The sequence below is a fragment of the Citrobacter sp. Cpo012 genome, from assembly GCF_030333015.1.
Classification (GTDB): Bacteria; Pseudomonadota; Gammaproteobacteria; order Enterobacterales; family Enterobacteriaceae; genus Citrobacter; species Citrobacter portucalensis.
Genome location: NZ_JAOWGR010000041.1, coordinates 189,786 through 213,912 on the forward strand (window position 1 = coordinate 189,786; position 24,127 = coordinate 213,912).

Here is a 24,127-nt window from a genome sequence, read left to right on the forward strand (position 1 = left end):
GGTATTAAGAGAGGCGGTATCTGAAAACTTCCCAGCGTGCATTATCGCGACAGGATAGGCACCTGGCGACGAGATTTATCTGCATTTAAGCCGAAAAAGGCCGCAAGGTCGCCCCCTGCGGCCTGGTTCGGGCGCATGTTGCCATCACGGCAGGCAGACGCCTACAAAGCGCATTACTTTCTGTTACGCAGCCAGCTCACAATCAGGCTGGCAATGGTGCCAGCGATGATTGGAGCCGCTAAATCGTGCCAGAAGGCCACGCCTAACTGTGCGAGCGTCATATAGCCGCCTGTGTTGCAATGGCAACTGTTCACGGCTATCCTTGAGTTGTTCAGGTTCAAGTCAGCCCCCGTTTTGTTGCCAGGTTTATACCGAACAACGTGCGGGGGTTTTCTCTTTCCAGCAACCGATGCCGCCGGGGATCAAGCCCCCGCAACATTGCGCCTCACCGGGAATTCCCGGCTTGCCGCTGATTCTACGGCAGCCCACTTGCCATATCACTGCGCAATATTGCGCTCTGCGTAGCACCTCGCAATTCACCCATTTTCTTACCAGCACGCTGGAAAGATTCTTTCCAGTTGGCAACATTCCTGCCGACCATTAGTTCAGACAAAAACATAACACATTGATATCTATCAGTTCATTTTCTGGCACAGCGATTGCTATTTGACTGTGAGCTGTTCTGTTCCGAATTAAAGGAGATATCATGTCTGACTGTCGTACTTACGGATTCAACACCCAGATCGTTCACGCGGGGCAACAACCCGACCCTTCAACTGGCGCGCTTAGTACGCCTATTTTCCAGACCTCAACGTTTGTTTTTGACAGCGCCGAACAAGGTGCCGCCCGCTTTGCGCTCGAAGAGTCCGGGTACATTTACACCCGCTTGGGTAACCCCACCACAGATGCGCTGGAGAAAAAGCTGGCTGTACTGGAAAGAGGTGAAGCCGGGTTGGCAACCGCGTCCGGTATTTCTGCTATCACCACAACGCTGTTGACGCTTTGCCAGCAGGGTGACCATATCGTTTCCGCCAGCGCGATTTACGGCTGCACCCATGCGTTTTTGTCGCACAGCATGCCGAAGTTTGGGATTAACGTCAGCTTTGTCGACGCGGCAAAGCCTGAAGAAATCCGCGCCGCCATGCGACCAGAAACCAAAGTTGTGTATATCGAAACGCCCGCCAACCCAACGCTGTCGCTGGTCGACATTGAGACGGTTGCCGGTATCGCCCATCAACAGGGCGCATTGCTGGTGGTGGATAACACCTTTATGTCGCCGTACTGTCAGCAGCCTTTGCAACTGGGCGCGGATATTGTGGTTCACAGCGTCACCAAATATATCAACGGTCACGGGGATGTGATTGGCGGCATCATTGTTGGTAAGCAGGAGTTTATCGACCAGGCGCGGTTTGTAGGCCTGAAAGATATCACCGGCGGCTGCATGAGTCCTTTCAATGCGTGGTTAACACTGCGCGGCGTTAAAACGCTGGGCATTCGTATGGAACGCCACTGTGAAAATGCGCTGAAAATCGCCCGCTTCCTCGAAGGGCATCCATCTATTACTCGGGTGTATTATCCTGGCCTGACTTCGCATCCGCAGTATGAGCTGGGCCAGCGGCAAATGAGCCTGCCAGGTGGAATTATCAGCTTCGAAATCGCCGGCGGCCTCGAGGCTGGTAGGCGGATGATCAATTCTGTAGAATTGTGCCTCCTCGCGGTCAGTCTCGGTGATACCGAAACCCTCATTCAGCACCCAGCGTCTATGACACATTCGCCCGTTGCACCTGAGGAACGGCTCAAAGCAGGTATTACCGACGGGCTTATCCGTCTTTCTGTGGGTCTTGAAGATCCAGAAGATATTATTAACGACCTTGAACACGCCATCAGAAAGGCAACATTCTGACCAATATGGCCTGAACCGACGCCGTTCGGTTCAGGTTGTTGAGAATCAAGGCACAACAGTCTGGCAATACACGCGATCCTCTTTCGGGGAGAACGTGTATTTTGGGCAGGGGGTTCTATGCAGGACAACACATTACAATTAAGCAACAATACAGCAACCGCCGTACCATTCTCAAAAAAAATACCGTTTACGAAATACGATTTTGGCTGGGTATTACTGTGCATCGGCATGGCCATTGGTGCCGGAACGGTACTGATGCCGGTACAAATTGGCTTAACAGGCATTTGGGTATTTATCGTTGCCTTTATTATTGCTTATCCGGCAACTTATATTGTGCAGGATATTTATTTAAAAACATTATCAGAAAGCGAAACCTGCAATGACTACACTGATATTATAAGTCATTACCTGGGAAAAAACTGGGGCGTATTTCTTGGCGTCATCTATTTTCTGATGATTATTCACGGCATATTTATTTATTCCTTATCCGTGGTTTTTGACAGCGCCTCATATATTAAAACCTTCGGCTTGACCGAGGCCGATCTTTCACAATCGATAATCTATAAAGTGGCCATTTTTGCCGTGCTGGTCGCCATTGCTTCCGGGGGAGAAAAACTGCTGTTCAAAATCTCCGGCCCGATGGTGGTGGTCAAAGTGGGTATCATCATCGTATTTGGTTTTGCGATGGTTCCGCACTGGAACTTCGCTAATATCAGCGCCTTCCCTGAAGCATCGGTCTTCTTTCGTGATGTACTGCTAACTATCCCGTTCTGCTTCTTCTCAGCGGTGTTTATTCAGGTGTTGAACCCAATGAACATCGCCTACCGCAAACGGGTGGCGGACCGGGTGCTGGCTACGCGTATGGCAATCCGTACGCATCGCATCAGTTACATTACTCTGATTGCTGTCATTCTGTTTTTCTCCTTCTCTTTTACCTTTTCCATTAGCCATGAAGAGGCCGTTTCGGCTTTCGAACAAAATATTTCAGCACTGGCGCTGGCGGCTCAGGTCATTCCTGGGCAGATTATTCATATCACCTCAACGGTATTAAATATCTTCGCCGTATTAACCGCGTTCTTTGGTATTTATCTGGGATTCCACGAAGCGATCAAAGGTATTATTCTCAACGTTCTGAGCCGCGTCATTGACATTGAGAAAATTAATCCGTTGGTGCTTACGCTGGGTATTTGCACCTTTATTGTTATCACCCTGGTCATTTGGGTGTCATTTCGCGTATCGGTACTGGTGTTCTTCCAGCTAGGTAGTCCGCTTTACGGGATTGTGTCGTGTATTATTCCGTTCTTCCTGATCTATAAAGTAACGCAACTGGAAAAACTGCGCGGACTGAAAACCTGGTTGATCCTGCTGTACGGAATTCTGCTGTGCCTGTCGCCCTTATTGAAGCTGATTGAATAACCCATGTATATCGCGCCGTCAGACGCTGGCGGCGCTTAACCCACACTCTCCAGCTGATAACCGCGAATTTTATTCAGCACCGTGGTGTGCGACACGCCCAGCGCTTTGGCGATATGCCGTGACGACACATTATCTTCCACCATCTGTTCAATGAGCTGGCGTTCAGCACACAGAACCTGCTCTTTAAAAGGACGTTCTGTCGGGCCCCGCTCAACGGCAGGCAAATTCACCATCCCTAATTCTTCCCGCGTAATAACATCGGATTCAGCCATCAGCATCAGGCGAATAATGGTATTTTCCAGTTCGCGCACGTTTCCCGGCCAGGTGTGATGGTGCAGGGCATCAAAACAGGCTTTATCCAGAATGATCCGCCGCTGGAATTCCTTTGCGTATTTCTGCACAAAGTGGCGAATCAGCAGGCTGATATCCTGTGGACGCTCGCGCAAAGGTGGAATGGTCAGTGAAAGCACGTTGATGCGGTAATAGAGATCGGCGCGCAGCAGACGTTGTTCTACCATCTCTTCCAGATTGGCATTGGTTGCCACAATAATGCGCACATTGACCGGAATAATATGCGCTCCGCCAACGCGCCGAATCCCGCCATCCTGAAGCACGCGCAGGAGTTTAGCCTGTAAGCTCAGCGACATTTCGCCAAACTCATCGAGAAAAAGGGTGCCTTTATCGGCCATTTCAAACAGCCCTTTTTTGCCTTTACAATCCGCGCCGCTGAAAGCCCCTTTCTCATAGCCAAAGAATTCACTCTCCATTAGCGACTCAGGTAGCGCAGAGCAGTTGACCGGAATAAACGGATAAAAACGTCGCTGCCCGGAATTATGGATAGCCCGGGCCAGCAGCTCTTTACCGGTCCCCGTATCGCCACGGATCAGAACGGTATATTTGCTGTCGGCAATTTTTATCGCCTTTTCGATAAGCGCGTGCATGCTCTGGCTGCTGCAAATAATGTCAGAGAAATAGCGCGGGCGTTCCGGCTCCGGCGTTGACAGTTCGCTTATCTCCTCACAGAGGTAAGCGACATGAATAATATCGGCGCGCTGGCTTAAACAGGATTGCACACAGGAAATATCCTGTAGCTGGCGGCACCAGGATTTAATCAGGATCCGCCCAGGCGTGACTTTCATGGAGATGATATTGATATCACAGCAGGAAAATTCCTTCAGGACATCCTCAACCATCGACAGACGATCAATTGTTTTAATATCCCAGCGTATCGTGACCACATTTGCTCCTGGTAGTTAGCAACTGCGAAATAGATATTTTTGTGACTAGAGGGAATCTGACTACATTCTAGACGCTGTGGAATAATGTTCTGCCAAAGGACTCACATTGTGGACGTAAAGAGAAAATATAAAAAAAACCGGAGCACAAGGCTCCGGTTATCGGGTCATAACCCAGGTTTATTGCTGTGGGTTTTCATCCTGGTCAACGGCAAAACAAGCCACCAGTTGACCGCCGTAATCTTTCAACTGCGGCTGAAGCTGGGTACACGGACCAAAGCGACGACGGCAGCGGGCGTTAAACGCGCAGCCCGGCGGCGGATTCAGCGGGCTTGGCAGTTCACCGGTCAGCTTGATACGCTCACGGCGATCGTCCGGGTTCAGACGCGGCGTTGCGGAGAGCAGCGCTTGCGTGTACGGATGACGCGGATTATTGAAGATTTGGTCCTTCGTCCCTTTCTCCACGCAGCGGCCTAAATACATCACCATCACTTCATCGGCAATGTGCTCAACCACCGACAGGTCGTGCGAGATAAAGACGTATGACAGCCCCAGTTCCTGCTGCAAATCCATCATCAGGTTCAGCACCTGCGCACGCACCGAAACGTCCAGCGCTGAGACCGGTTCATCGGCAATCACCACGTCCGGGTCAAGCATCAGACCGCGAGCGATGGCAATACGCTGACGCTGACCGCCGGAGAACATATGCGGATAGCGGTCGTAGTGTTCGGTTTTCAGCCCCACTTTCGCCATCATCGCCAGCGCTTTTTCACGACGCTCCTCTTTGCTGAGCGTGGAGTTGATCAGCAGCGGCTCTTCCAGAATCTGCCCCACTTTCTTACGCGGGTTCAGGGAACCGTACGGGTTCTGGAATACAATCTGGATTTTCTGCCGACGCAGCTTTTGCGCCTGCGGGTCGTGCTTAAGCAGATCCTGTCCCTGGTAATACAGCTCACCGCCGGTCGGGACTTCAATCATCGTCAGCAGGCGGCCAAGGGTGGATTTCCCACAGCCCGACTCGCCTACTACCGCCAGCGTTTTACCACGCTCTAAGGTAAAGGAGACGCCGTCCAGCGCTTTCACCAGGCGCTCCGGGGCGAACATGCCCTTTTTCACCGGGTAGTGTTTTTTCAGATCAATAGCCTGCAACAGCGGCTGTGACAAAGCGGCCTTTTGCGTACTCATAGCCCAGGCCTCCCGGCATCATCAAGTGGGTAGTGGCATTTCGACTGACGACCGCCTTCCAGCAGGTTCAGTTCAGGTTCTTCAGCGCGGCATTTGTCGGTCGCATAGGGGCAGCGTGGGTTCAGCAAACAGCCGCTCGGGCGGTCATATTTCCCGGGAACCACGCCCGGCAGCGAGGCCAGACGTGCTTTATCCTGAGCAAACTCAGGCAGCGCACGCAGCAGCGCCTGGGTGTAAGGATGACGCGGCGCGCGGAAAATATCCTGCGCGGCTCCGGTTTCTACCACCTGGCCGGCGTACATCACGATGATTTTGTGTGCCGCTTCAGCCACCAGCGCCAGATCGTGCGTGATTAAGACCAGCGCCATGTTCTCTTTTTGCTGCAATTCCAGCAGTAGCTCGATGATCTGCGCCTGAATAGTCACATCCAGCGCCGTTGTCGGTTCGTCGGCAATCAGCAGTTTCGGACGACAGGCTATCGCCATCGCGATCATCACGCGCTGACTCATCCCACCGGACAACTGGTGCGGATATACATCCAGACGCGAGGCCGGATCGGGGATCCCCACCAGCGTCAGCAGGTCTATTGCCCGCTGAACACGCGTTTTTTTGTTGCCGCCCTGGTGCACTTTAATGGCTTCCATAATCTGGTAGCCGACGGTGTAGCAGGGGTTAAGGCTGGTCATCGGGTCCTGGAAGATCATCGCCACTTCCGCACCCACTAACTGGCGACGCTCTTTCTCAGAGATGCGCTTCAGGTCGCGACCATTAAACTCCAGATTTTCGGCCATAACGCGGCCTGGGTAGTCAATCAGTCCCATAATCGCCAGCGAACTGACGGACTTACCAGAGCCGGACTCTCCTACAATGCCAACCACTTCACCCTGATTCACACTGTAGCTAATGCGGTCTACGGCGCGGAATTCGGAACCTACGTCGCCGAAATGCACCGATAATTTATCTACATTTAATAACGCCATCTCGAACCTCTTACTGCTTCAGTTTGGGATCGAGCGCGTCACGCAGACCGTCACCCATCAGGTTAAATGCCAGCACCGTCAACAGGATCGCCAGCCCCGGGAAGGTCACAACCCACCAGGCGCTTTGGGCAAACTGCAGAACGTCAGAGAGCATGGTGCCCCATTCCGGCGTAGGCGGCTGTGCGCCCATCCCCAGGAAGCCGAGGGCAGCCATATCGAGAATGGCGTTAGAGAAGCCAAGCGACGCCTGAACAATCAGCGGCGCAAGACAGTTAGGAAGAATGTTGACGAACATCTGGCGCATCGCGCCGGCTCCCGCCACGCGAGATGCAGTGACGTAGTCGCGGTTAACCTCCACCAGCACGGCGGCGCGCGTCAGACGCACATAGTGCGGCAATGCCACGAACGTCAGCGCCAGCGCGGCGTTGCCAATCGAGGGGCCAAATACAGCCACCAGCACCAGTGCCAGCAACAGGCTCGGCAATGCCAGCATGATATCGACCACACGCATGATGACGTTATCGACAATCCCGCCAAAGTAACCGGCGATCAGCCCAAGAACCACGCCCATCAGCAGGGAGAGTACTACCACCAGACAGCCGACCAACAGCGACAGACGCGCACCGTACATCAGGCGGGACAACACGTCGCGGCCCACATCATCAGTACCAAACAGATGGGCCATGGTTCCGCCTTCCTGCCACGCGGGAGGAGCCAGCAGCGTATCGCGGAACTGGTCTGCCGGGTTGTAGGGTGCGAGGACGTTGGCAAAGACCGCAATCAGGATCATCACCACAACGTACACCAGCCCAACAACCGCACCTTTGTTGCGTTTAAAATAGTGCCAGAACTCCTGCAGCGGAGTCATCGGCACCGGTGCAGCAATAACTTTATTTTCAGTAACCTGTGACATGATGGCCCCTTACTTCTTATGCCGAATACGCGGGTTCACCACGCCGTACAGCAGGTCTACCAGCAGGTTGACGAGGATAATCATCGTCGCGACCAGCAGTACCCCGCCCTGCACCACCGGATAATCGCGGCGTTGCAGCGCATCGATCAGCCAGCGCCCCAGTCCCGGCCACGAGAAGATGGTCTCGGTCAGAATCGCCCCGGCCAGCAGCGTACCAACCTGCAGGCCGATAACGGTCACCACGGGCAGCATCGCGTTACGCAGAGCGTGAATAATGATGACGCGCATACGGGTCAGGCCTTTGGCGCGCGCGGTACGGATGTAATCTTCACCCAGCACTTCCAGCATCGATGAACGGGTCATACGCACAATGACCGCCAGGGGAATGGTACCCAGCACCATCGCAGGCAAGATCATATGCGCCAACGCATCAATAAAGTTGCCCTCTTCACCCCAGATGGCGGTGTCGATCAGCATAAAGCCGGTTAGCGGATTGGAATCATCAAGGAACACCATGTCGCTCACCCGCCCAGAAACTGGCGTCAGGTTCAACTGCACGGAAACCAGCATGATCAGCATCATGCCCCACCAGAAAATCGGCATAGAGTAACCGGTCAGCGCCAGGCCAACTGCCGTGTGATCGAAAATGGAGCCGCGCTTAACGGCAGCAAGTACACCCACTGGGATACCCACTGCGACGGCGAAAATCATCGCGCAGACGCCGAGTTCCAGCGTTGCTTTGAAGCGAGGTACGAACTCTTCCCACACCGGTAAGCGGCTTTTCAGTGAGATACCTAAATCACCATGCATAACCCCCCAGATATAGTGGAGGTACTGCTGCCACATCGGCTTATCCAGACCGAGTTCAGCCAACAGTTGAGCATGACGCTCAGGGGAGATCCCACGTTCACCCGCCATGATCATAACCGGATCGCCGGGGATCATATGGACGAAGGCAAAGGTGAGAAGAGTGATACCGATAAACGTGGGGATGACGAGTCCCAAACGTCGGAGAATGAACTGCAACATAACCCGGATTCTCTCTAATGACGCACGGCCTGGAACCGTGAGTCTGTATTGCTCACAAATCTTATCCCACGCAAACTGCATCGCGGGTAAAGCATTACGCCGGAGGGCGCTGCGCTTATCCGGCCTACACAACACCGGGGCGCAGCGCTTCCTTAATTGCTTTTAATTATTCGACAGAGACGTTTTCGAAGTGGTGTTTGCCTAATGGATCAACCACATAGCCTTTCACTTCTTTACGCACTGGTTCGTACACGGTGGAGTGAGCAACAATCAGAGCCGGAGCCTGGTCGTGCATAACAACCTGAGCTTGCTTGTACAGTTCAATACGTTTGTTGTGATCGTCGGTCGCACGCGCCGGCTGGATCAGGTCTTCAAACGGCTTGTAGCACCAGCGAGAGTAGTTAGAACCGTCTTTCGCTGCCGCACAGCTGAACAAGGTCGCGAAGAAGTTGTCCGGATCCCCGTTGTCACCGGTCCAACCCATCATCACCGCCTGATGCTCACCCGCTTTGGCGCGTTTCAGATACTCGCCCCACTCGTAGGTCACAATCTTGGCCTGAACGCCAATTTTCGCCCAGTCAGCCTGAACCATTTCTGCCATACGACGTGCGTTCGGGTTATATGGACGCTGTACCGGCATAGCCCACAGCTCAACGGTAAAGCCTTTGTCCTGACCAGCTTCCTTCAGCAGCGCTTTGGCCTTCTCAGGATCGTAGGTGTAGTCTTTAACGTCGTCGTTATAGCCCCACATGGTCGGCGGGATCAGGTTTTTCGCGGCAACGCCAGCGCCCTGATAAACCGCTTTGATGATCGCTTCTTTGTTTACCGCGTAGGTCAGCGCCTGACGGACTTTCACGTCATCAAACGGTTTCTTCTCGGTATTGAAAGAGAGGTAGCCCACGTTCAGACCCGCCTGCTCCATCAGGTTGATGTTTTTATCCTGCTTCATGCGCGCGATGTCTGCCGGGTTCGGGTACGGCATCACCTGGCACTCGTTCTTCTGCAGTTTGGCGTAACGCACGGAAGCGTCAGGCGTAATGGAGAAGACCAGACGGTCGATCTGCGGCTTGGTGCCCCAGTAACCTTCGAATGCTTTATACAGAATACGGGAGTCTTTCTGGTACTGCTGCAGCTGGAACGGACCGGTACCAATTGGGTTCAGATCCACTTTCTCCGGAGAACCGGCTTTCAGCATGTTGTCAGCATATTCTTTGGAAAGAATAGAAGCGAAGTCCATCGCCAGGTCAGCCAGGAACGGCGCTTCCGGGCGAGTCAGCACGAACTGAACGGTTTTATCGTCCACTTTTTTCACTTCGGAGATCAGATCCGGCAGACCCATCCCTTCGAAGTATTCATAGCTGCCGCCAGAGACTTTATGGTACGGGTTCTGGGCATTCTTCTGACGATCGAAAGAGAACACCACGTCATCGGCGTTAAAATCGCGCGTCGGTTTAAATTCTTTGTTGTCCTGCCACTTCACGCCCTGACGCAGGTGGAAGGTGTAGGTTTTGCCGTCTTCGCTGATTTCCCACTTCTCAGCAAGGCCCGGGATCACTTCAGTCGTACCGGTTTTGAACTCGACCAGGCGGTTATAGATCGGTACGGAGCTGGCATCATAGGTGGTGCCAGAGGTGAAAAGCTGCGGGTTAAAGCCTTCAGGAGATCCTTCTGAACAATAAACCAGAGTTTTAGCCTGTACGCTTGCTGCGACGGTCATAGCCACCAGGCTCAGACCAAGCTTCAGCATCCCTGACTTCTTCAAGGAAATACTCATTCTTCTGCTCCAATGTGATGTTTGTTGTTTTACCCTTTGCAGTGGGTTTGCACCGCCTGGCCTTTTTTGTTTTTTACCCGGCCGGGTCGGCGTTAAGAGGATGGGGATTCCGTTCACATAAGCGACTGAGTTGCAGTGCGGATTCTCCATGAAATGCCCCTCATACCCTACAATCTGTCAACAGAATGTGAAAACGTCAATACAGGTCACCGTGATTTACGCCAACGGTGAGAATTCACAAACAAAGATTAAAAAAAGTGCGGAAGGACATTTTCAGCAGGGAAATTTGTGCTACGCGCACTATGCCAGAATAAACATCTTCATATTTCGCAACATTTGGTGATTAACATTTATGCAATTTATTCAAACTTTCTAAATTAATGCTGCATATCTGAGCGATTAATACCATGAACGTTAAAACGCACAGCGGAAAATGCCAGCTTCAGCCATAAGTAGCGCAAAAAAAGTTTCAAGCAAATATAAAAAAAGGCAATGGAATATGTCACAGAATCGTTAACAGTCAGTGGGAAGTGGTGCACAATTTTTGCAGATAAAATGAAGGTCAAACGTGGGGTCGGAAAAACAAAAAATACGCCCTGCCAGCGCTTCGCCTGTAGGCCGGATAAGGCGCCTGCGCCGCATCCGGCAGTGTCTGTTATAGCGTGATGTTTTGCCTGATGGCGCTTCGCTTATCAGGCCTACAAAAGCCACAAATGCAAAAAGCCCGCTCAGAGAGCGGGCTTTTCTAATTTGGTCGGTGATAGAGGATTACTCGCCACTGCGTGGCTCGCCCTGCGGGCCGTTGCTGACGCAACGTTCTCTCGCTACGCTCGAGTCGAACCTCTTGCCCCCGGAGGTTCTCATCCTCGTGGATTCCGGAATGCAAAAAGCCCGCTCAGAGAGCGGGCTTTTCTAATTTGGTCGGTGATAGAGGATTCGAACCTCCGACCCCTTCGTCCCGAACGAAGTGCGCTACCAGGCTGCGCCAATCACCGAATGCGGGGCGCATCTTACTGCTCAGCTGCACGCCCGTCAATCCCTTAGTATCAAAATGCCATTTGATCGGCGAGAAAGTCAGCAGCTCAGTTACTGGGCTGTAGCCTTATTCGCGTCCGGGATACGGCACCAGTTGTTATTCTCGTTAATACCGCCATTTGGCGAGGTATAACCGAGGCAACCCAAAATGGTGTCGTACAGTTCCACATGACGACGCGGCACCTTCATATCAGCTTCTTGCTTCAGATGTGCAAACGCCTTCGCATGGTCGGGGTCTTCCAGATATTTGTCAGACATCCACACCATCATAGGAACGCGGAACTGCTCAGGTGGCGCCATTTTACGCGGCGTACCGTGCAGGTGCTCGCGCTCGTTAATCGACTCACCGTGATCGGCGGCGTAAAACACGATCGCTTTCTTATCGCGTAGCTGATCAAACACTTTGGTAATAAAGTGATCAACATAGGTTACCGAGTTATCGAATGAGTTGATCATCTCAGCTTTCGAGCAACCGCTATCAACATTGACACATTCCGGCTTCCACTGCGCATAATCACGGGTATAGCGCTGGGTGTAGTTAAAATGCGAGCCCTTGGTATGCAGAATAATTAGATGCTTGCCACCATCTTCATTATTTTGCAGAGACTGCTGCATCTCGGTAATCAACAGCATATCGTCAACGTTCTTGCCACGGTTGCGCGGCTCTGCGCCAATCTGCTCACGATAGGCGATGTTCTCCGCCATGGTGTTACTGTAGAACCACATCTCGCTTTGCATTGCGTAAAGATCGGTCTTGAACCCTAACTGGCCGAGCACGGAGAAGACGTTTTGTTCTTTCAGAGTACGCTGCGGGTTTTCTTCTGCCCCACCCTCACGCACAAACATGCAACGCAGCGAAAGTTTGGTTGCCGTATCACAGGAATATCCACGGAAGGCGGCCAGATTTTTCTCCTGGGCGAGCCTTGGCGTGGTATTGCGCTCATAGCCAAAAATTCCCATATGATCCCAGCGGGTCGTTTCGCCGATAATAAAGACCACATAGGTGTCGTCGAGGTTTTTGGGGGCAACATAGGTAAACTTCTTCGCCGGGTTCATCAACGATTTGTTGTCTGAGGATTCATCCACCTGTGCCCAGGCGTACAGACCCAGCGCGGAGAGCCAGTTTGACGGCAGATAGGAATTCGCCACTACCCCGCCATAGCTGGGTAAATCGATTCCCGTTGCTCGCTCAACGCTTCTCTGTTGCATGCTCAGCAGGCGAATCGGGACCCATACCATCAGACCAGCCAGTAAAACTACCGCCACGCTGCGCCATCTCATACCAGGCGTACGGATCTGTTTCATCAGGGTATAGCGGCAGCGATTACTCCAAATCAGAACCAACGGTAAAATGCTGACCGAAACCAGCCACACGACAAAATGCCAGCCAACCACTTCTTTCGATAAATCAATATCCGTGGTCATTACGGAGGCAATAATACCGTAACCAATTACCACGTTCAGGAAGGTCATGTAATAGCTGGCACCGGCAGAACACAGCACCACTAAGGTTGTCAGGACACGCCAGGCGCGTCGGCCAAATAACGAGAGAAGTCGGAGTAAAAAGAAGGTCACCAGCACAGTACCGGCCAATTCAACAACCGCGGAGAGTCCTTTCCAGACGGTAAACTCGTGCGCATATCCGCTAAAGCGACGGAAAAATACAGCACAGTTCATAAACAAACCGATATAGATTGCCAGCAAGAAACTGAGTTTCTGCTGCGTCATCGACTTAATGTATCTCATGCAAACAAACCCTGGGAATCGGGATAAAAACACCCTGTGCAGTAGTCAAACAGACCAGGCAGGGGAAAATGCGACAACAGCAGAGGTGAAATGTCTACGGGCGCGGGTAAGTAGACCACAGGAGGGTGAAAAAGTGCTTATGGAGAATGCAAATGGCGCATATATTTTTGTAAATATATGCGCCAGGTATTAATCAGACTACTAATAGGTTTAGGCGTGCGCCTCGGTATATACGCTACGCTGTGGCTGGCGGATGGTGGTGGAGAGTGCCAGCGAGATAATTAACAGCGCAAAGATAACGCAGAAGGTCACATAGAAACCGCCGAACAGCGAGGCGATAATGGAACCACAAATGCTGCCGATACCGAAACCTAAGTAAATGACGCCGTAGTTTTTAGCCAGGTTATTCAAACCGAAGAACTCGCTCACCAGTGACGGGAACACGGTGATGGTACCGCCAAAGTTAAATGCTACACAGGCAATCGCCGCGAAGAAGGTCGCATCATTCAGCGGGGCGAACAGCAGTGCCGCCATACCGACCAGCGAAACGACCTGCCCAATGGTGATAACGCGAATACGAGAGATTTTGTCGGACAGAATCCCCAGAACCAGACGACCTGACAGGTTAGCGATAGAAATGACGGTAACCGCATTTGCCGCCGTTGCCACATCCATATGCGCCAGGCTTTGTGCAATATCTTTCGCCACGCCAATCACATACAGCCCACTCATACACGCCGTCAGGAACATCACTGCCAGCATCCAGTACTGCGGTTTACGCATGGACTGCGCCAGGGTGTAGTCATTCTCAACCACGCCATTTTTCGTTTTCACTTCCTGATTCGGCGCGTCTTTCATCAGCGTGGAGCCAAAGACGATCATCACCAGCACAATCGCGCCCCAAATCATGAAGGTTTTTTCCAGACCCACAGTGCTCAACAGTTGGCTGTCGATGAATTTAAAACCGAGGCTGCCAAGACCGTAAGAACCGATGGCAAAGGCGGAAATCAGCCCTTTACGCTCAGGGAACCATTTTACACAGTTGGAAAGTGTTAACAGGTAGCCTGCGCCATCCGCCAGACCGACCAATACACCGGCGCTCAGCCACAGCATAATCAGGCTGTCAGAGTGGGCGGTTAAGAAGAAGCCGACACCCAGTAAAATACCGGAGGCCATGGTGACGCGTTTCACGCCAAAACGTTCCTGCAGTTTCCCGGCGACGGAAGAAGAAATTGCCAGCCCGAGGCTCAGCAGGCCAAAGGAAAAGGCAACCTGGCTCACCGGCGCATCAAGCTTAGAAGAGAGCGCACCGTTAAACAGGCTCCAGGTATAAACAGAACCTAAAGCAAATTGGGTAATGATGGTGCCGATCAGTGTCAGCCAGCGGGTACGCTGATAATCAGAAGTTTTCATGGCAGTCTTCCTGCATAAACAAAATGGGAAATTCTCTGCCAACAACCATACCGAAGCGCTTTTATGAGCAGGAGAAAACGGCATGAAATGCCGCCAGGACGGAATGAAATGCCTGGAATGCGGAATGAATGACGAGACAAAAAGTCGGGTTACTGAATTTTATCGCATGAGTTAGTACACGCTATCGCTGGAGTGCGTGTGATTGTTGATCTCAACATGTAATCAAGATGTTTATATGTTGATTACTTACGTTAAAATTTGGCGCTCACCCCCATGGTGTACATATAGTCGCTGTTGTTGGTACTGTTTTCCGCCTGCGAAAGCGCTGCGTAAGCCGCCATGTGCGGGTTCAACAGCATATCCGCACCGACGGTGACATCCACCCAGTTACCATCCTGACCCGCTGCTGACATGCGGCTGAGACCCGACTGCGCCTTCCAGATATTCTCGCCAAACTGCTGGTTATAGCTGATTTGCGCCCACGGTCGCACATCACCGAACTGCGAATTGACTCGCCAGCCCAACGAGCTCACGCTGGCATGCCACAGCGGATCGTTCTGCGTTACCGAAGTCGCGCTATCGCCAAATTCGTTGTAAGTAGATGTGGTTGAACCGTCATAATGCAGTGCGGCAACCGGACCAGTTGTCACCTGCCTTGAAAGCGGGAAGTTCCAGCCCATACTCATGCCGCTGGTCGCATCCATAGGCGTCTCATCCGCCAGATTCACCACGGGACCCGCCACGTTCTGAGTGGAACGAATACGTTCTTCCAGAATGTCGTTATAACGTGGTTGGTGATCGCTGTCCCATGTATAACGTTCAGCCGTATGCCCTGACATCGCATCAACGATATATTCTTGTTGCCAGCCATATGCTGTATTGATGGACAGCGCACAAACTACGACGCTCGCCAGAGTTAACCTTTGGCGACCACTACTGTTTCTTATAATCATCAACGCGACTCCAGAAAAGAGCCGAATTCGGCGATATTATTGTCATTGTGTGAAGGATATTGGGCCCATCAGGCCCTGTATTAAATATTGTCTTTTTAGCTGGCGCGTCAAGGCGGGCCGAATGAAATTTTTACGCCAGTAAAAACAGCGAGGAAGAATATGCAGCGTTGCGGATGGGTCAGCCAGGACCCACTTTACATTGCCTACCACGACAAGGAATGGGGCGTCCCCGAAACCGATGGTAAAAAGCTGTTCGAAATGATCTGCCTTGAGGGCCAGCAGGCCGGGTTATCGTGGATTACCGTGCTCAAGAAACGGGAAAACTATCGCCACGCCTTCCACCATTTTGACCCGGAAAAAGTGGCGGCCATGACCGAAGAGGATGTGGAAAGGCTGGTACTGGATGCCGGCATTATTCGTCATCGCGGAAAAATTCAGGCCATTATCGGCAACGCTCGTGCTTTTCTGACGATGGCGCAAAACGGAGAGTCGTTTAGCGAATTCGTCTGGTCATTTGTTGATAACCAACCGCAAGTGACTCGCGCCGCCAACCTGAGCGATATTCCCACCTCCACGCCTGCGTCAGACGCGCTGTCTAAAGCGTTAAAAAAACGCGGATTTAAGTTTGTCGGCACCACCATTTGTTACTCCTTTATGCAGGCGTGCGGCCTGGTCAACGACCATGTCACCAGCTGCATCTGTTATCCGGGAGAACAACATGATTCGTGAATCCAAGGCTGACGATCTGCCGTCAATTTTGGCGCTGTGGATGGAAAGCACAATCCATGCCCATCCATTTATCGAAGAGCGCTACTGGCGCGAAAGTGAATCCGTGGTGCGGGATGTTTATCTGCCAGCCGCGCAAACCTGGGTTTGGGAAGAAGAAGGCGAGCTCAAAGGCTTTGCCAGCGTGATTGACGACCGCTTTCTCGGCGCGCTATTTGTCGCACCTGCCGCCATCAGAAGCGGGATCGGCAAAGCGCTGGTGCAGCATGTCCAGCAGCGCTTTTCGATACTCAGCCTTGAGGTCTACCAGAAGAATCAATCAGCGGTGAACTTCTACCATGCGCTGGGTTTTCGCATTGAAGACGGCGCATGGCAGGAAGAGACTCACCACCCCACGTGGATTATGGGCTGGCAGGCGGATCAAACGCCGTAAGCGCCAACGTTGGTCCGCTATATTTTTCAAGCCACGCCAGCGCAGTATTGCCCGCGCAGCCATTCCCCAGCTTCGAGCTGGGGAGATCTTTGGTCAGCACGTTGACGGCGCCATTTTTACAAATACCGTTCGCTGCGAGATCCAAATCAGGCCAGGCGCCTTCATGAATACAGATGACGCCGGGTTTAATACCCGCCGTCACCACCGCGCCCGCCAGAACTTGCCCGCGCTGGTTCCACACCCTGACCGTATCGCCATCCGCAATGCCGCGCGCGTGGGCGTCCTGCGGATGAATCGTTATCGGCTCACGATCCGCTACCGCGTACTGCTCACGTAGCGCACTGTAGTTAAGCTGACTATGCAAACGGTGCGCCGGATGGGCGGAAAGCAGCTGTAGCTGGTCCGGTTCGGCGTTACCGAACCACTCATCCGGCTCCAGCCACATCGGGTGTCCCCCGCAGTCCGCGTAGCCGTAACCGGCAATCCTCGCGGAGTAGATTTCAATTTTGCCGCTGTCCGTTTTCAGCGGATGCGCCTGCGGGTCGCAGCGAAAATCCGCAAAACGGATAAACTGTGCGCTGGCGGCGTTTTCCGGCATTTCGATCAGGGCGTTGCGCTGCCAAAACTCGGCGAAAGGCGGCAATGTCACCTGCTGACTGGCCCCACGTTGCCCGGCAATATTGTAAAAAGTCTCCAACCACGCCAGTTCGCTTTTACCTTCGGTGAACCGTTCATATCCGCCCTTTTCCCAGCGCTCACTCAGCTCGGCAAAGACATCAAAATCATTTCGCGCTTCGTCCTGCGGCGGTACGACCTGCTTCATCGGCACCAGGTGCTGGTTGCTGTAATCGCCAGTCATGGTCAAATCATTACGCTCAAAGGAGGTGGTTGCTGGCAGCACGATATCGGCATGCTTTGCTGCGGCGGTCCAGAAACACTCCGAGATGACCACCAGCTCCGGTTTTTGCCAGGCGCGAATTAAACGGTTAGTGTCCTGATGATGGGTGAAGTTAGCCCCGCCCGCCCACCACAGCATACGGATGTCCGGGAAATGGCGGTCCATGCCGTTGTGCTGATAAAAACCGCCGGGATTTTCCAGCGCTTCGACAATTCGCGCCACCGGGATTTTATCTACCGCGTCGGTGCCGCCTTTAACGCTGCCCTGCATTGAAGCCAGCACCGCAGCCCGGCGCGTTGGGTTGCCGCCATTGGCAAAATGGTACGACAGCCCAAAACCGCCGCCTGGCGTCCCGATTTGTCCGAGCATGGCGGCCAGGGTGACAATCATCCAGTGTTTCTGCTCGCCATACTGTTGGCGCTGCATGCCCCATCCGGCCATCAGCATGGTGGTATTTTGGTGAAATATCGCCGCAAGTTCGCGTATCTTCGCCGTCGGAATGCCACAAATCTCTGCCGCCCATTCTGCCGTTTTTGCAACATCATCAGATTTACCCAGCAGATAGTCGGCAAAACGGTCATATCCGGTAGTACACCGGGCGAGAAAGTCCTCGTCATGCCAGCCGTTTTCCACCAGCGTATGCGCGATGCCCAGCATCAGCGCTACGTCGGTCCCCATATGCGGGGCAATCCATTCCATCTTATCGCCAAAGAAATCGACGCTTTCCGATCGCATCGGATCGATACAGATCAACCGTTTACCGCTGTCGCGCAATGCCTCAAAGTACGCGAGGCCCTGCTCATCGGACGCGTTCCAGGCAATCTTCAGGGTATTCAGCGGATTGGCGCTCCACAACACCACCACCTCGCTGTTCTCCAGCACCACCGGCCAGCTGGTTTGCTGCTGGTAAACTTCGTTCCCGCCCACCACGTACGGCATGATCGCCTGCGCAGCCCCCGTCGAGTAATCCCCCAGATGCCCGGTATAACCGCCCGCCAACGCCATATAACGCTGTAACAGGGTCGCCGCTTTGTGTAACACGCCGTTGGAACGCCAGCCGTACGAACCGGCAAAAATTGAGGCCGGGCCGTAGCTGTCACGGATGCGTTTATGCTGCGTATGGATAAGATTCAGCGCGTCGTCCCAACTGACGCGAATAAACTCATCCTGCCCACGTATGCCCTGTGGGTTCTCCGGCGAGGCGAGAAACCCTTTACGCACCATCGGAAAACGTACCCGCGTTTTACTGTGAACCTGGTCGCGCACCACGGTTTGCAAAGAGTTGGGATGAGTGGTGGGCAGCGCGCCACGCGAGGAGAAAACTGTCTCCCCATCAGTGTCGACGAGGATTGGTCCCCAGTGGGCGGCGGTTAACACCGAGTAATGTGCGGGTGAATTAGCCAAGATGGCGCTCCTGAATGCGATGTGACGGCTTATTTATTATGCCGTTCAATGTTACTTACAAATTTCAGAGTCTTCCCTGGAATTTTCTTCATGTTCACACGTCATAATCAACCGCCACGGTCGCTGTGGCAAAGAAGAAAAAGTCATTAAGGAATTAAGATGAAGAAACGTGTATTTGTTATTGCTGCCATCGTGAGTGGCGCCCTGGCGGTTTCTGGCTGCACAACAAACCCTTACACCGGCGAACGCGAAGCGGGTAAATCCGGCATTGGCGCAGGTATTGGCTCTCTGGTCGGCGCGGGCATTGGCGCACTCTCTTCTTCGAAGAAAGATCGCGGCAAAGGCGCACTGATTGGCGCAGCGGCTGGCGCGGCCGTTGGCGGTGGTATCGGCTATTACATGGACGTGCAGGAAGCGAAACTGCGCGAAAAAATGCAGGGAACGGGCGTCAGCGTGACACGCAGTGGCGATAACATCATTCTGAACATGCCAAACAACGTCACCTTCGACAGCAGCAGCGCCAACCTGAAGCCTGCGGGTGCTAACACCCTGACCGGCGTGGCGATGGTACTGAAAGAGTACAATAAAACCGCCGTCAATGTGCTGGGCTTCACCGACAGCACCGGCAGCCAGGATCTGAATATGCGTCTGTCACAGCAGCGCGCAGACTCCGTAGCCAGCGCCTTGATCACTCAAGGGGTCGCAGCTAACCGCATCCGCACTCAGGGTATGGGCCCGGCAAATCCGATCGCCAGCAACAGCACAGCGGAAGGTAAAGCGCAAAACCGCCGCGTAGAAATTACCTTAAGCCCGATCCAGTAACGTTTTGTGCCGGATGGAAGCAGACCGTATCCATCCGGCATGAAGCACTTGCCATCGTTGATTTTCGCGTTAAGGTGTTGTCACCAAATTCAGGGAAATCAGCGATGAGCAAATCAACACGGGCAACCATCAGCGATGTGGCGAAAGCTGCAAAAACCGGCAAGACCAGCATTTCACGTTATCTCAACGGTGAAAAGCACCTGCTTTCCGACGCGCTGCTGGCCCGCATTGAACAAGCCATTGCCGATCTCGACTATCGTCCCAGCCTGATGGCAAGAGGCCTGAAACATGGTCGTACCCGCCTGATTGGCCTGATCATCGCCGATATTACTAATCCCTACTCCGTCAACGTGTTAAGTGGTATTGAAGCCGCCTGTCGCGATAAAGGCTTTACCCCGCTGGTGTGTAACACCAACAACGAAGTGGATCAGGAGCTGCATTATCTCGACCTGCTGCGCAGCTACCAGGTCGAAGGGATAGTGGTCAACGCCGTCGGGATGCGCGAAGAGGGGCTGAACCGCCTGCAACAGTCTGCGCTGCCGATGGTGCTGATTGACCGTAAGATTCCCGATTTCGCCTGTGATATGGTCGGGCTGGATAACACCCAGGCGGCAACGGTTGCCACCGAGCATCTGGTCGAACAAGGTTTTGAAGCCATCCTGTTCCTCAGCGAACCACTCGGCATGGTGAATACCCGCCGCGAACGCCTGAGCGCTTTTCGCGCCACGCTCGCGCAATACCCCGGCGTTATCGCGCAAAATGCCGAAGTCCCGCTCACGGACAATACGCAACTGGACGACACCCTGCGCCAGTTTCACCAGCAGCATCGTGGAATGCGCAAAGCCGTTATCTCTGCCAACGGTGCCCTCACGCTACAAGTAGCCCGCGCCCTGAAACGCATTGGCCTCAACTGGGGGAGCGACATTGGCTTACTCGGCTTTGACGAACTGGAATGGGCTGAGCTGGCGGGCGTCGGTATTACCACGTTGAAACAACCCACCTGGCAGATTGGTTACACCGCCGTTGAGCAGGTTGTGCGCCGGATTGATGGCGGCTCCGCTGCCATTCAGGAACAGGTCTTCTCCGGCGAGCTGATCGTGCGCGGCTCTACCGCCCGTTAAATTACCTTCGTGATGGTGATCATAAATTCGACATCATGGGCTTTTCTTTGGAACCGGTTCCATCTAGCGTTATAACAAGAACGCTAGTCTGGAGTTTCCATGAAAAGAAAAATTATGGTGGTCACCGCCGCTTACGGCCACGACCAGGTACGGGCCGCAGGCGGGCAAACGGCAATGCTGCCCATCATCGCTGAAGCCGGTGCTGACGGCGTCGAAATCCGCCGCGAGCTATTAACTGACGCCGAGCTGAAAACGCTCTCTACGATGGCCTCTGCTATCGAAATCTTCGGCCTGCTGGCCTGTTACTCAGCGCCTGAACCGTTGTTCCTTGAGGACGGTAACCTCAACCCCCGTCTTCCAGAACTACTTGAGGAAGCGCAGGCCTTGCAGGCACTGTGGTTAAAAGTCTCCCTCGGCCATTTTTCCTATACCGAACAGTTCGACGTTCTACGCCAATGGCTGGACAACAGCGGAATGGAGCTGGTTGTCGAGAACGATCAGACCGACTGCGGACGCCTGCAGCCAATGCAGCGCTTTAACGAAGCCTGTCAGGCGCAAAACCTGCCGATATCTCTAACCTTCGATATGGGCAACTGGCTGTGGGTGGGCGACTCCCCGGAACAGGCGGCGCAGAACCTGGCGTCAACCGTTGGCTATATCCATGTCAAAGCCGCAGTTGCATATCACGACAGCTACCGCGCCGTACCGCCTGATGAAGCCGATCCGCGCTGGCTGGCGCTGCTAAAAACGCTGCCCAACGATGTCCCACGCGGCATTGAGTTCCCCCTGGAAGGGCAGGATTTGGTGGCGGTTACCCGCCGCTACGTCGAGCTGTTACGCGAGGAGTAACGCATGAAAAATTCACTGGATGTGGTCACTATTGGTGAAGCGATGGCGATGTTTGTCGCCACGCAAACCGGCGAACTGGCGGATGTGGAGCAATTTATCAAGCGCGTTGCAGGCGCGGAGCTTAACGTAGCGACCGGTCTTGCCCGTCTGGGCCTGAAGGTCGGTTGGGTGAGCCGCGTTGGCAACGACAGCTTTGGCCGTTTTATCGTTAAGTCGCTGGAAAAAGAAGGGATTGATGCGCAGGGAGTCACCCAGGACGGGCGTTACGCTACTGGCTTTCAGCTTAAATCTAAGGTTGAAAATGGAACCGATCCCATTGTGGAATATTTCCGTAAAGGTTCCGCTGCCAGCCACCTCAGCATTGAAGATTATCACGAGGACTATTTCGCCAGCGCGCGCCACCTGCACCTGAGTGGCGTAGCGGCAGCGCTTTCTGCCAGCTCTTATGAACTACTGGCGCATACCGCCCGCACCATGAAGGCCCAGGGGAAGACCATCTCGTTCGACCCGAATTTGCGCCCGGTATTGTGGAAAAGCGAAGCCGAGATGGTGGAAAAACTGAACCGGCTGGCATTCCAGGCTGACTGGGTTTTACCCGGGTTAAAAGAGGGCATGATTTTAACCGGTCAGCAGACGCCTGAAGCCATCGCCGACTTTTATCTGCGCCATGGCGTTAAGGCCGTGATCGTCAAAACCGGGGCTGATGGCGCCTGGTACAAAACCGCCAGCGGCGAACAAGGCTGCGTGGTACCGGTAAAAGTCGACAATGTGGTCGATACGGTCGGCGCAGGCGATGGCTTTGCCGTGGGCGTTATTAGCGCCCTGCTGGAAGGCCACTCGTTGCATCAGGCGGTGACACGCGGCAATAAAATTGGCGCACTGGCCATTCAGGTTCAGGGCGACAGCGAAGGATTACCCACACGTGAACAATTAGGGGAATAAACTCCCGGCCAACTCTGTACCCTACATACAGAGGCGGCGTATCAGCATAACCAGAGGGCAGTCTATGAATAGCTCAACTAATGCAGCAAAACGCTGGTGGTACATCATGCCAATCGTGTTTATCACGTATAGCCTGGCGTACCTTGACCGCGCGAACTTCAGCTTCGCCTCCGCCGCCGGTATCAACGAGGACCTTGGCATTACCAAGGGGATCTCTTCCCTGCTGGGCGCGCTGTTTTTCCTCGGCTATTTCTTCTTTCAGATCCCGGGCGCAATTTACGCTGAACGCCGCAGCGTACGAAAACTGATTTTTGTCTGTCTGATCCTCTGGGGCGCATGCGCGTCGTTAACCGGCATGGTCAGCAATATTCCAATGCTTGCCGCCATCCGCTTTATTCTTGGCGTCGTTGAAGCCGCCGTGATGCCGGCAATGCTGATTTACATCAGCAACTGGTTTACGAAATCTGAACGCTCGCGCGCAAACACTTTCCTGATCCTCGGTAATCCGGTCACCGTCCTGTGGATGTCCGTGGTTTCCGGTTACCTGATTCAGGCGCTGGGCTGGCGGGAAATGTTCATCATTGAGGGCTTCCCGGCCATCATCTGGGCGTTCTGCTGGTGGGTGCTGGTAAAAGACAAACCGTCTCAGGTCGGTTGGCTGTCAGAATCTGAAAAAGCCGCTCTTCAGGCACAACTGGAAAAAGAGCAGCAAGGCATCAAAGCCGTACGTAACTATAGCGAGGCTTTCCGCTCACGTAACGTCATCCTGCTGTGTATGCAGTATTTCGCCTGGAGTATTGGCGTCTATGGTTTTGTCCTGTGGCTGCCGTCGATTATCCGCAACGGCGGCGCAAATCTGGGGATGGTGGAAGTTGGTTGGCTGTCATCCGTACCGTATCTGGCGGCAACGGCGGCGATGATCCTCGTCTCCTGGGCGTCCGATAAGCTGCAAAACCGTAAGCTGTTTGTCTGGCCACTGTTACTGATCGCGGCGTTCGCGTTTATCGGCTCCTGGGCCGTAGGCGCAGACCACTTCTGGATTTCTTACACGCTGCTGGTTATTGCAGGCGCGGCAATGTATGCCCCCTATGGTCCCTTCTTCGCCATCATCCCGGAAATGCTGCCGCGCAACGTCGCCGGTGGGGCAATGGCGTTGATTAACAGCATGGGCGCGCTAGGTTCATTCTTTGGTTCATGGTTTGTCGGCTACCTCAATGGCGCTACCGGCAGCCCGTCCGCCTCGTACATTTTTATGGGGGTAGCGCTTTTTGTCTCAGTGTGGCTAACTCTCATTGTTAAGCCTGCTAATAATCAACAGCTACCTATTGGCGCACGCCACGCTTAAATTTT

20 protein-coding genes, 1 tRNA gene and 1 other RNA gene are annotated in these 24,127 nt (G+C 53.5%); 9 read left to right on the forward strand and 13 right to left on the reverse strand.

What is annotated here, in order from left to right; all coding sequences use genetic code 11:
• Window positions 1–173: 173 nt before the first annotated feature.
• Window positions 174–281: a type I toxin-antitoxin system toxin Ldr family protein gene (locus OGX90_RS17085; protein ID WP_003827426.1), complete on the reverse strand. Its 108-nt coding sequence runs from the start codon at window positions 279–281 to the stop codon at window positions 174–176.
• Window positions 282–706: 425 nt separating this feature from the next.
• Between OGX90_RS17085 and megL the strand changes: the two genes are divergently transcribed.
• Together megL and OGX90_RS17095 are read left to right on the forward strand one after the other, a co-directional pair.
• Window positions 707–1,903, forward strand: coding sequence for a methionine gamma-lyase (gene megL / locus OGX90_RS17090; RefSeq protein WP_008786414.1), 1,197 nt, complete (start codon window positions 707–709; stop codon window positions 1,901–1,903).
• 117 nt (window positions 1,904–2,020) lie between these two features.
• Entirely contained in the window at window positions 2,021–3,319 is a 1,299-nt protein-coding gene (locus tag OGX90_RS17095; protein ID WP_008786415.1) for an SLC5/6 family protein, read from the forward strand.
• A 35-nt stretch (window positions 3,320–3,354) separates the two neighbouring features.
• On the opposite strand, the gene OGX90_RS17100 is transcribed toward OGX90_RS17095, so the two are convergent.
• The 11 genes from OGX90_RS17100 to OGX90_RS17150 form a co-directional block, all read right to left on the reverse strand.
• On the reverse strand, window positions 3,355–4,557 hold the full coding sequence (locus OGX90_RS17100; RefSeq protein ID WP_153752051.1) for a sigma-54 interaction domain-containing protein: 1,203 nt from the start codon (window positions 4,555–4,557) through the stop codon (window positions 3,355–3,357).
• Between the two features lie 177 nt (window positions 4,558–4,734).
• Window positions 4,735–5,739 (reverse strand): dipeptide ABC transporter ATP-binding subunit DppF, encoded by a 1,005-nt coding sequence (dppF, locus tag OGX90_RS17105; RefSeq protein ID WP_071446715.1) that lies wholly within the window; start codon window positions 5,737–5,739, stop codon window positions 4,735–4,737.
• Complete coding sequence (dppD, locus tag OGX90_RS17110) at window positions 5,736–6,719, reverse strand: dipeptide ABC transporter ATP-binding protein (protein ID WP_048236981.1); 984 nt, start codon at window positions 6,717–6,719, stop codon at window positions 5,736–5,738. Before dppD ends, dppF begins: the two co-directional genes overlap by 4 nt.
• Before the next feature lie 10 nt (window positions 6,720–6,729).
• Entirely contained in the window at window positions 6,730–7,632 is a 903-nt protein-coding gene (dppC, locus tag OGX90_RS17115; RefSeq protein WP_003024315.1) for a dipeptide ABC transporter permease DppC, read from the reverse strand.
• Window positions 7,633–7,641: 9 nt separating this feature from the next.
• Window positions 7,642–8,661 carry a dipeptide ABC transporter permease DppB gene (dppB, locus tag OGX90_RS17120; protein WP_032945322.1) on the reverse strand — a complete coding sequence of 340 codons (1,020 nt, stop codon included), beginning with the start codon at window positions 8,659–8,661 and terminating at the stop codon, window positions 7,642–7,644.
• Window positions 8,662–8,827: 166 nt separating this feature from the next.
• Complete coding sequence (gene dppA, locus OGX90_RS17125) at window positions 8,828–10,435, reverse strand: dipeptide ABC transporter periplasmic-binding protein DppA (RefSeq protein ID WP_003827414.1); 1,608 nt, start codon at window positions 10,433–10,435, stop codon at window positions 8,828–8,830.
• A gap of 751 nt (window positions 10,436–11,186) precedes the next feature.
• Window positions 11,187–11,319, reverse strand: a non-coding RNA gene (locus OGX90_RS17130) — RtT sRNA.
• A gap of 34 nt (window positions 11,320–11,353) precedes the next feature.
• Window positions 11,354–11,430, reverse strand: a tRNA-Pro gene (locus tag OGX90_RS17135).
• Window positions 11,431–11,521: 91 nt separating this feature from the next.
• Window positions 11,522–13,216 carry a kdo(2)-lipid A phosphoethanolamine 7''-transferase gene (eptB, locus tag OGX90_RS17140; RefSeq protein ID WP_032945323.1) on the reverse strand — a complete coding sequence of 565 codons (1,695 nt, stop codon included), beginning with the start codon at window positions 13,214–13,216 and terminating at the stop codon, window positions 11,522–11,524.
• 210 nt (window positions 13,217–13,426) lie between these two features.
• Window positions 13,427–14,629 (reverse strand): L-lactate MFS transporter, encoded by a 1,203-nt coding sequence (locus OGX90_RS17145; protein ID WP_020996062.1) that lies wholly within the window; start codon window positions 14,627–14,629, stop codon window positions 13,427–13,429.
• Window positions 14,630–14,880: 251 nt separating this feature from the next.
• Window positions 14,881–15,582 (reverse strand): autotransporter outer membrane beta-barrel domain-containing protein, encoded by a 702-nt coding sequence (locus OGX90_RS17150; RefSeq protein WP_003827405.1) that lies wholly within the window; start codon window positions 15,580–15,582, stop codon window positions 14,881–14,883.
• 159 nt (window positions 15,583–15,741) lie between these two features.
• Between OGX90_RS17150 and tag the strand changes: the two genes are divergently transcribed.
• A complete protein-coding gene (gene tag, locus OGX90_RS17155) occupies window positions 15,742–16,311 on the forward strand; it encodes a DNA-3-methyladenine glycosylase I (protein WP_003846107.1) in 570 nt (189 codons plus the stop codon).
• A complete protein-coding gene (locus OGX90_RS17160) occupies window positions 16,301–16,741 on the forward strand; it encodes an N-acetyltransferase (protein ID WP_008786424.1) in 441 nt (146 codons plus the stop codon). The genes tag and OGX90_RS17160 overlap by 11 nt, the downstream gene beginning before the upstream one ends.
• Here the strand turns inward: OGX90_RS17160 and OGX90_RS17165 are convergent.
• Window positions 16,710–19,043 carry a molybdopterin guanine dinucleotide-containing S/N-oxide reductase gene (locus OGX90_RS17165; RefSeq protein ID WP_234691912.1) on the reverse strand — a complete coding sequence of 778 codons (2,334 nt, stop codon included), beginning with the start codon at window positions 19,041–19,043 and terminating at the stop codon, window positions 16,710–16,712. The two genes, OGX90_RS17160 and OGX90_RS17165, sit on opposite strands and share 32 nt — an antisense overlap.
• A 159-nt stretch (window positions 19,044–19,202) precedes the next feature.
• Here OGX90_RS17165 and OGX90_RS17170 point away from each other — a divergent pair, with 159 nt between their 5' ends.
• The 5 genes from OGX90_RS17170 to OGX90_RS17190 all read left to right on the forward strand — a co-directional run bounded on the left by OGX90_RS17170 (window position 19,203) and on the right by OGX90_RS17190 (window position 24,122).
• Window positions 19,203–19,865 carry an OmpA family lipoprotein gene (locus OGX90_RS17170; RefSeq protein WP_003827397.1) on the forward strand — a complete coding sequence of 221 codons (663 nt, stop codon included), beginning with the start codon at window positions 19,203–19,205 and terminating at the stop codon, window positions 19,863–19,865.
• Between the two features lie 104 nt (window positions 19,866–19,969).
• Window positions 19,970–20,986: a LacI family DNA-binding transcriptional regulator gene (locus OGX90_RS17175; RefSeq protein ID WP_005133828.1), complete on the forward strand. Its 1,017-nt coding sequence runs from the start codon at window positions 19,970–19,972 to the stop codon at window positions 20,984–20,986.
• A 99-nt stretch (window positions 20,987–21,085) separates the two neighbouring features.
• A complete protein-coding gene (locus OGX90_RS17180) occupies window positions 21,086–21,835 on the forward strand; it encodes a sugar phosphate isomerase/epimerase family protein (RefSeq protein ID WP_286624356.1) in 750 nt (249 codons plus the stop codon).
• A gap of 3 nt (window positions 21,836–21,838) precedes the next feature.
• Window positions 21,839–22,777, forward strand: coding sequence for a sugar kinase (locus tag OGX90_RS17185; protein ID WP_286624358.1), 939 nt, complete (start codon window positions 21,839–21,841; stop codon window positions 22,775–22,777).
• 64 nt (window positions 22,778–22,841) lie between these two features.
• Entirely contained in the window at window positions 22,842–24,122 is a 1,281-nt protein-coding gene (locus OGX90_RS17190) for an MFS transporter (protein WP_003827389.1), read from the forward strand.
• Window positions 24,123–24,127 lie beyond the last annotated feature (5 nt).

Excerpts from the sequence above, each read along its gene's own strand:
- OGX90_RS17085 (WP_003827426.1), bottom strand. The coding sequence starts at position 281 with ATGACGCTCGCACAGTTAGGCGTGGCCTTCTGGCACGATTTAGCGGCT.
- megL (WP_008786414.1), top strand. The coding sequence starts at position 707 with ATGTCTGACTGTCGTACTTACGGATTCAACACCCAGATCGTTCACGCG.
- OGX90_RS17095 (WP_008786415.1), top strand. The coding sequence starts at position 2,021 with ATGCAGGACAACACATTACAATTAAGCAACAATACAGCAACCGCCGTA.
- dppF (WP_071446715.1), bottom strand. The coding sequence starts at position 5,739 with ATGAGTACGCAAAAGGCCGCTTTGTCACAGCCGCTGTTGCAGGCTATT.
- dppD (WP_048236981.1), bottom strand. The coding sequence starts at position 6,719 with ATGGCGTTATTAAATGTAGATAAATTATCGGTGCATTTCGGCGACGTA.
- dppC (WP_003024315.1), bottom strand. The coding sequence starts at position 7,632 with ATGTCACAGGTTACTGAAAATAAAGTTATTGCTGCACCGGTGCCGATG.
- dppB (WP_032945322.1), bottom strand. The coding sequence starts at position 8,661 with ATGTTGCAGTTCATTCTCCGACGTTTGGGACTCGTCATCCCCACGTTT.
- dppA (WP_003827414.1), bottom strand. The coding sequence starts at position 10,435 with ATGAGTATTTCCTTGAAGAAGTCAGGGATGCTGAAGCTTGGTCTGAGC.
- eptB (WP_032945323.1), bottom strand. The coding sequence starts at position 13,216 with ATGAGATACATTAAGTCGATGACGCAGCAGAAACTCAGTTTCTTGCTG.
- OGX90_RS17145 (WP_020996062.1), bottom strand. The coding sequence starts at position 14,629 with ATGAAAACTTCTGATTATCAGCGTACCCGCTGGCTGACACTGATCGGC.
- OGX90_RS17150 (WP_003827405.1), bottom strand. The coding sequence starts at position 15,582 with ATGATTATAAGAAACAGTAGTGGTCGCCAAAGGTTAACTCTGGCGAGC.
- tag (WP_003846107.1), top strand. The coding sequence starts at position 15,742 with ATGCAGCGTTGCGGATGGGTCAGCCAGGACCCACTTTACATTGCCTAC.
- OGX90_RS17160 (WP_008786424.1), top strand. The coding sequence starts at position 16,301 with ATGATTCGTGAATCCAAGGCTGACGATCTGCCGTCAATTTTGGCGCTG.
- OGX90_RS17170 (WP_003827397.1), top strand. The coding sequence starts at position 19,203 with ATGAAGAAACGTGTATTTGTTATTGCTGCCATCGTGAGTGGCGCCCTG.
- OGX90_RS17175 (WP_005133828.1), top strand. The coding sequence starts at position 19,970 with ATGAGCAAATCAACACGGGCAACCATCAGCGATGTGGCGAAAGCTGCA.
- OGX90_RS17180 (WP_286624356.1), top strand. The coding sequence starts at position 21,086 with ATGAAAAGAAAAATTATGGTGGTCACCGCCGCTTACGGCCACGACCAG.
- OGX90_RS17185 (WP_286624358.1), top strand. The coding sequence starts at position 21,839 with ATGAAAAATTCACTGGATGTGGTCACTATTGGTGAAGCGATGGCGATG.
- OGX90_RS17190 (WP_003827389.1), top strand. The coding sequence starts at position 22,842 with ATGAATAGCTCAACTAATGCAGCAAAACGCTGGTGGTACATCATGCCA.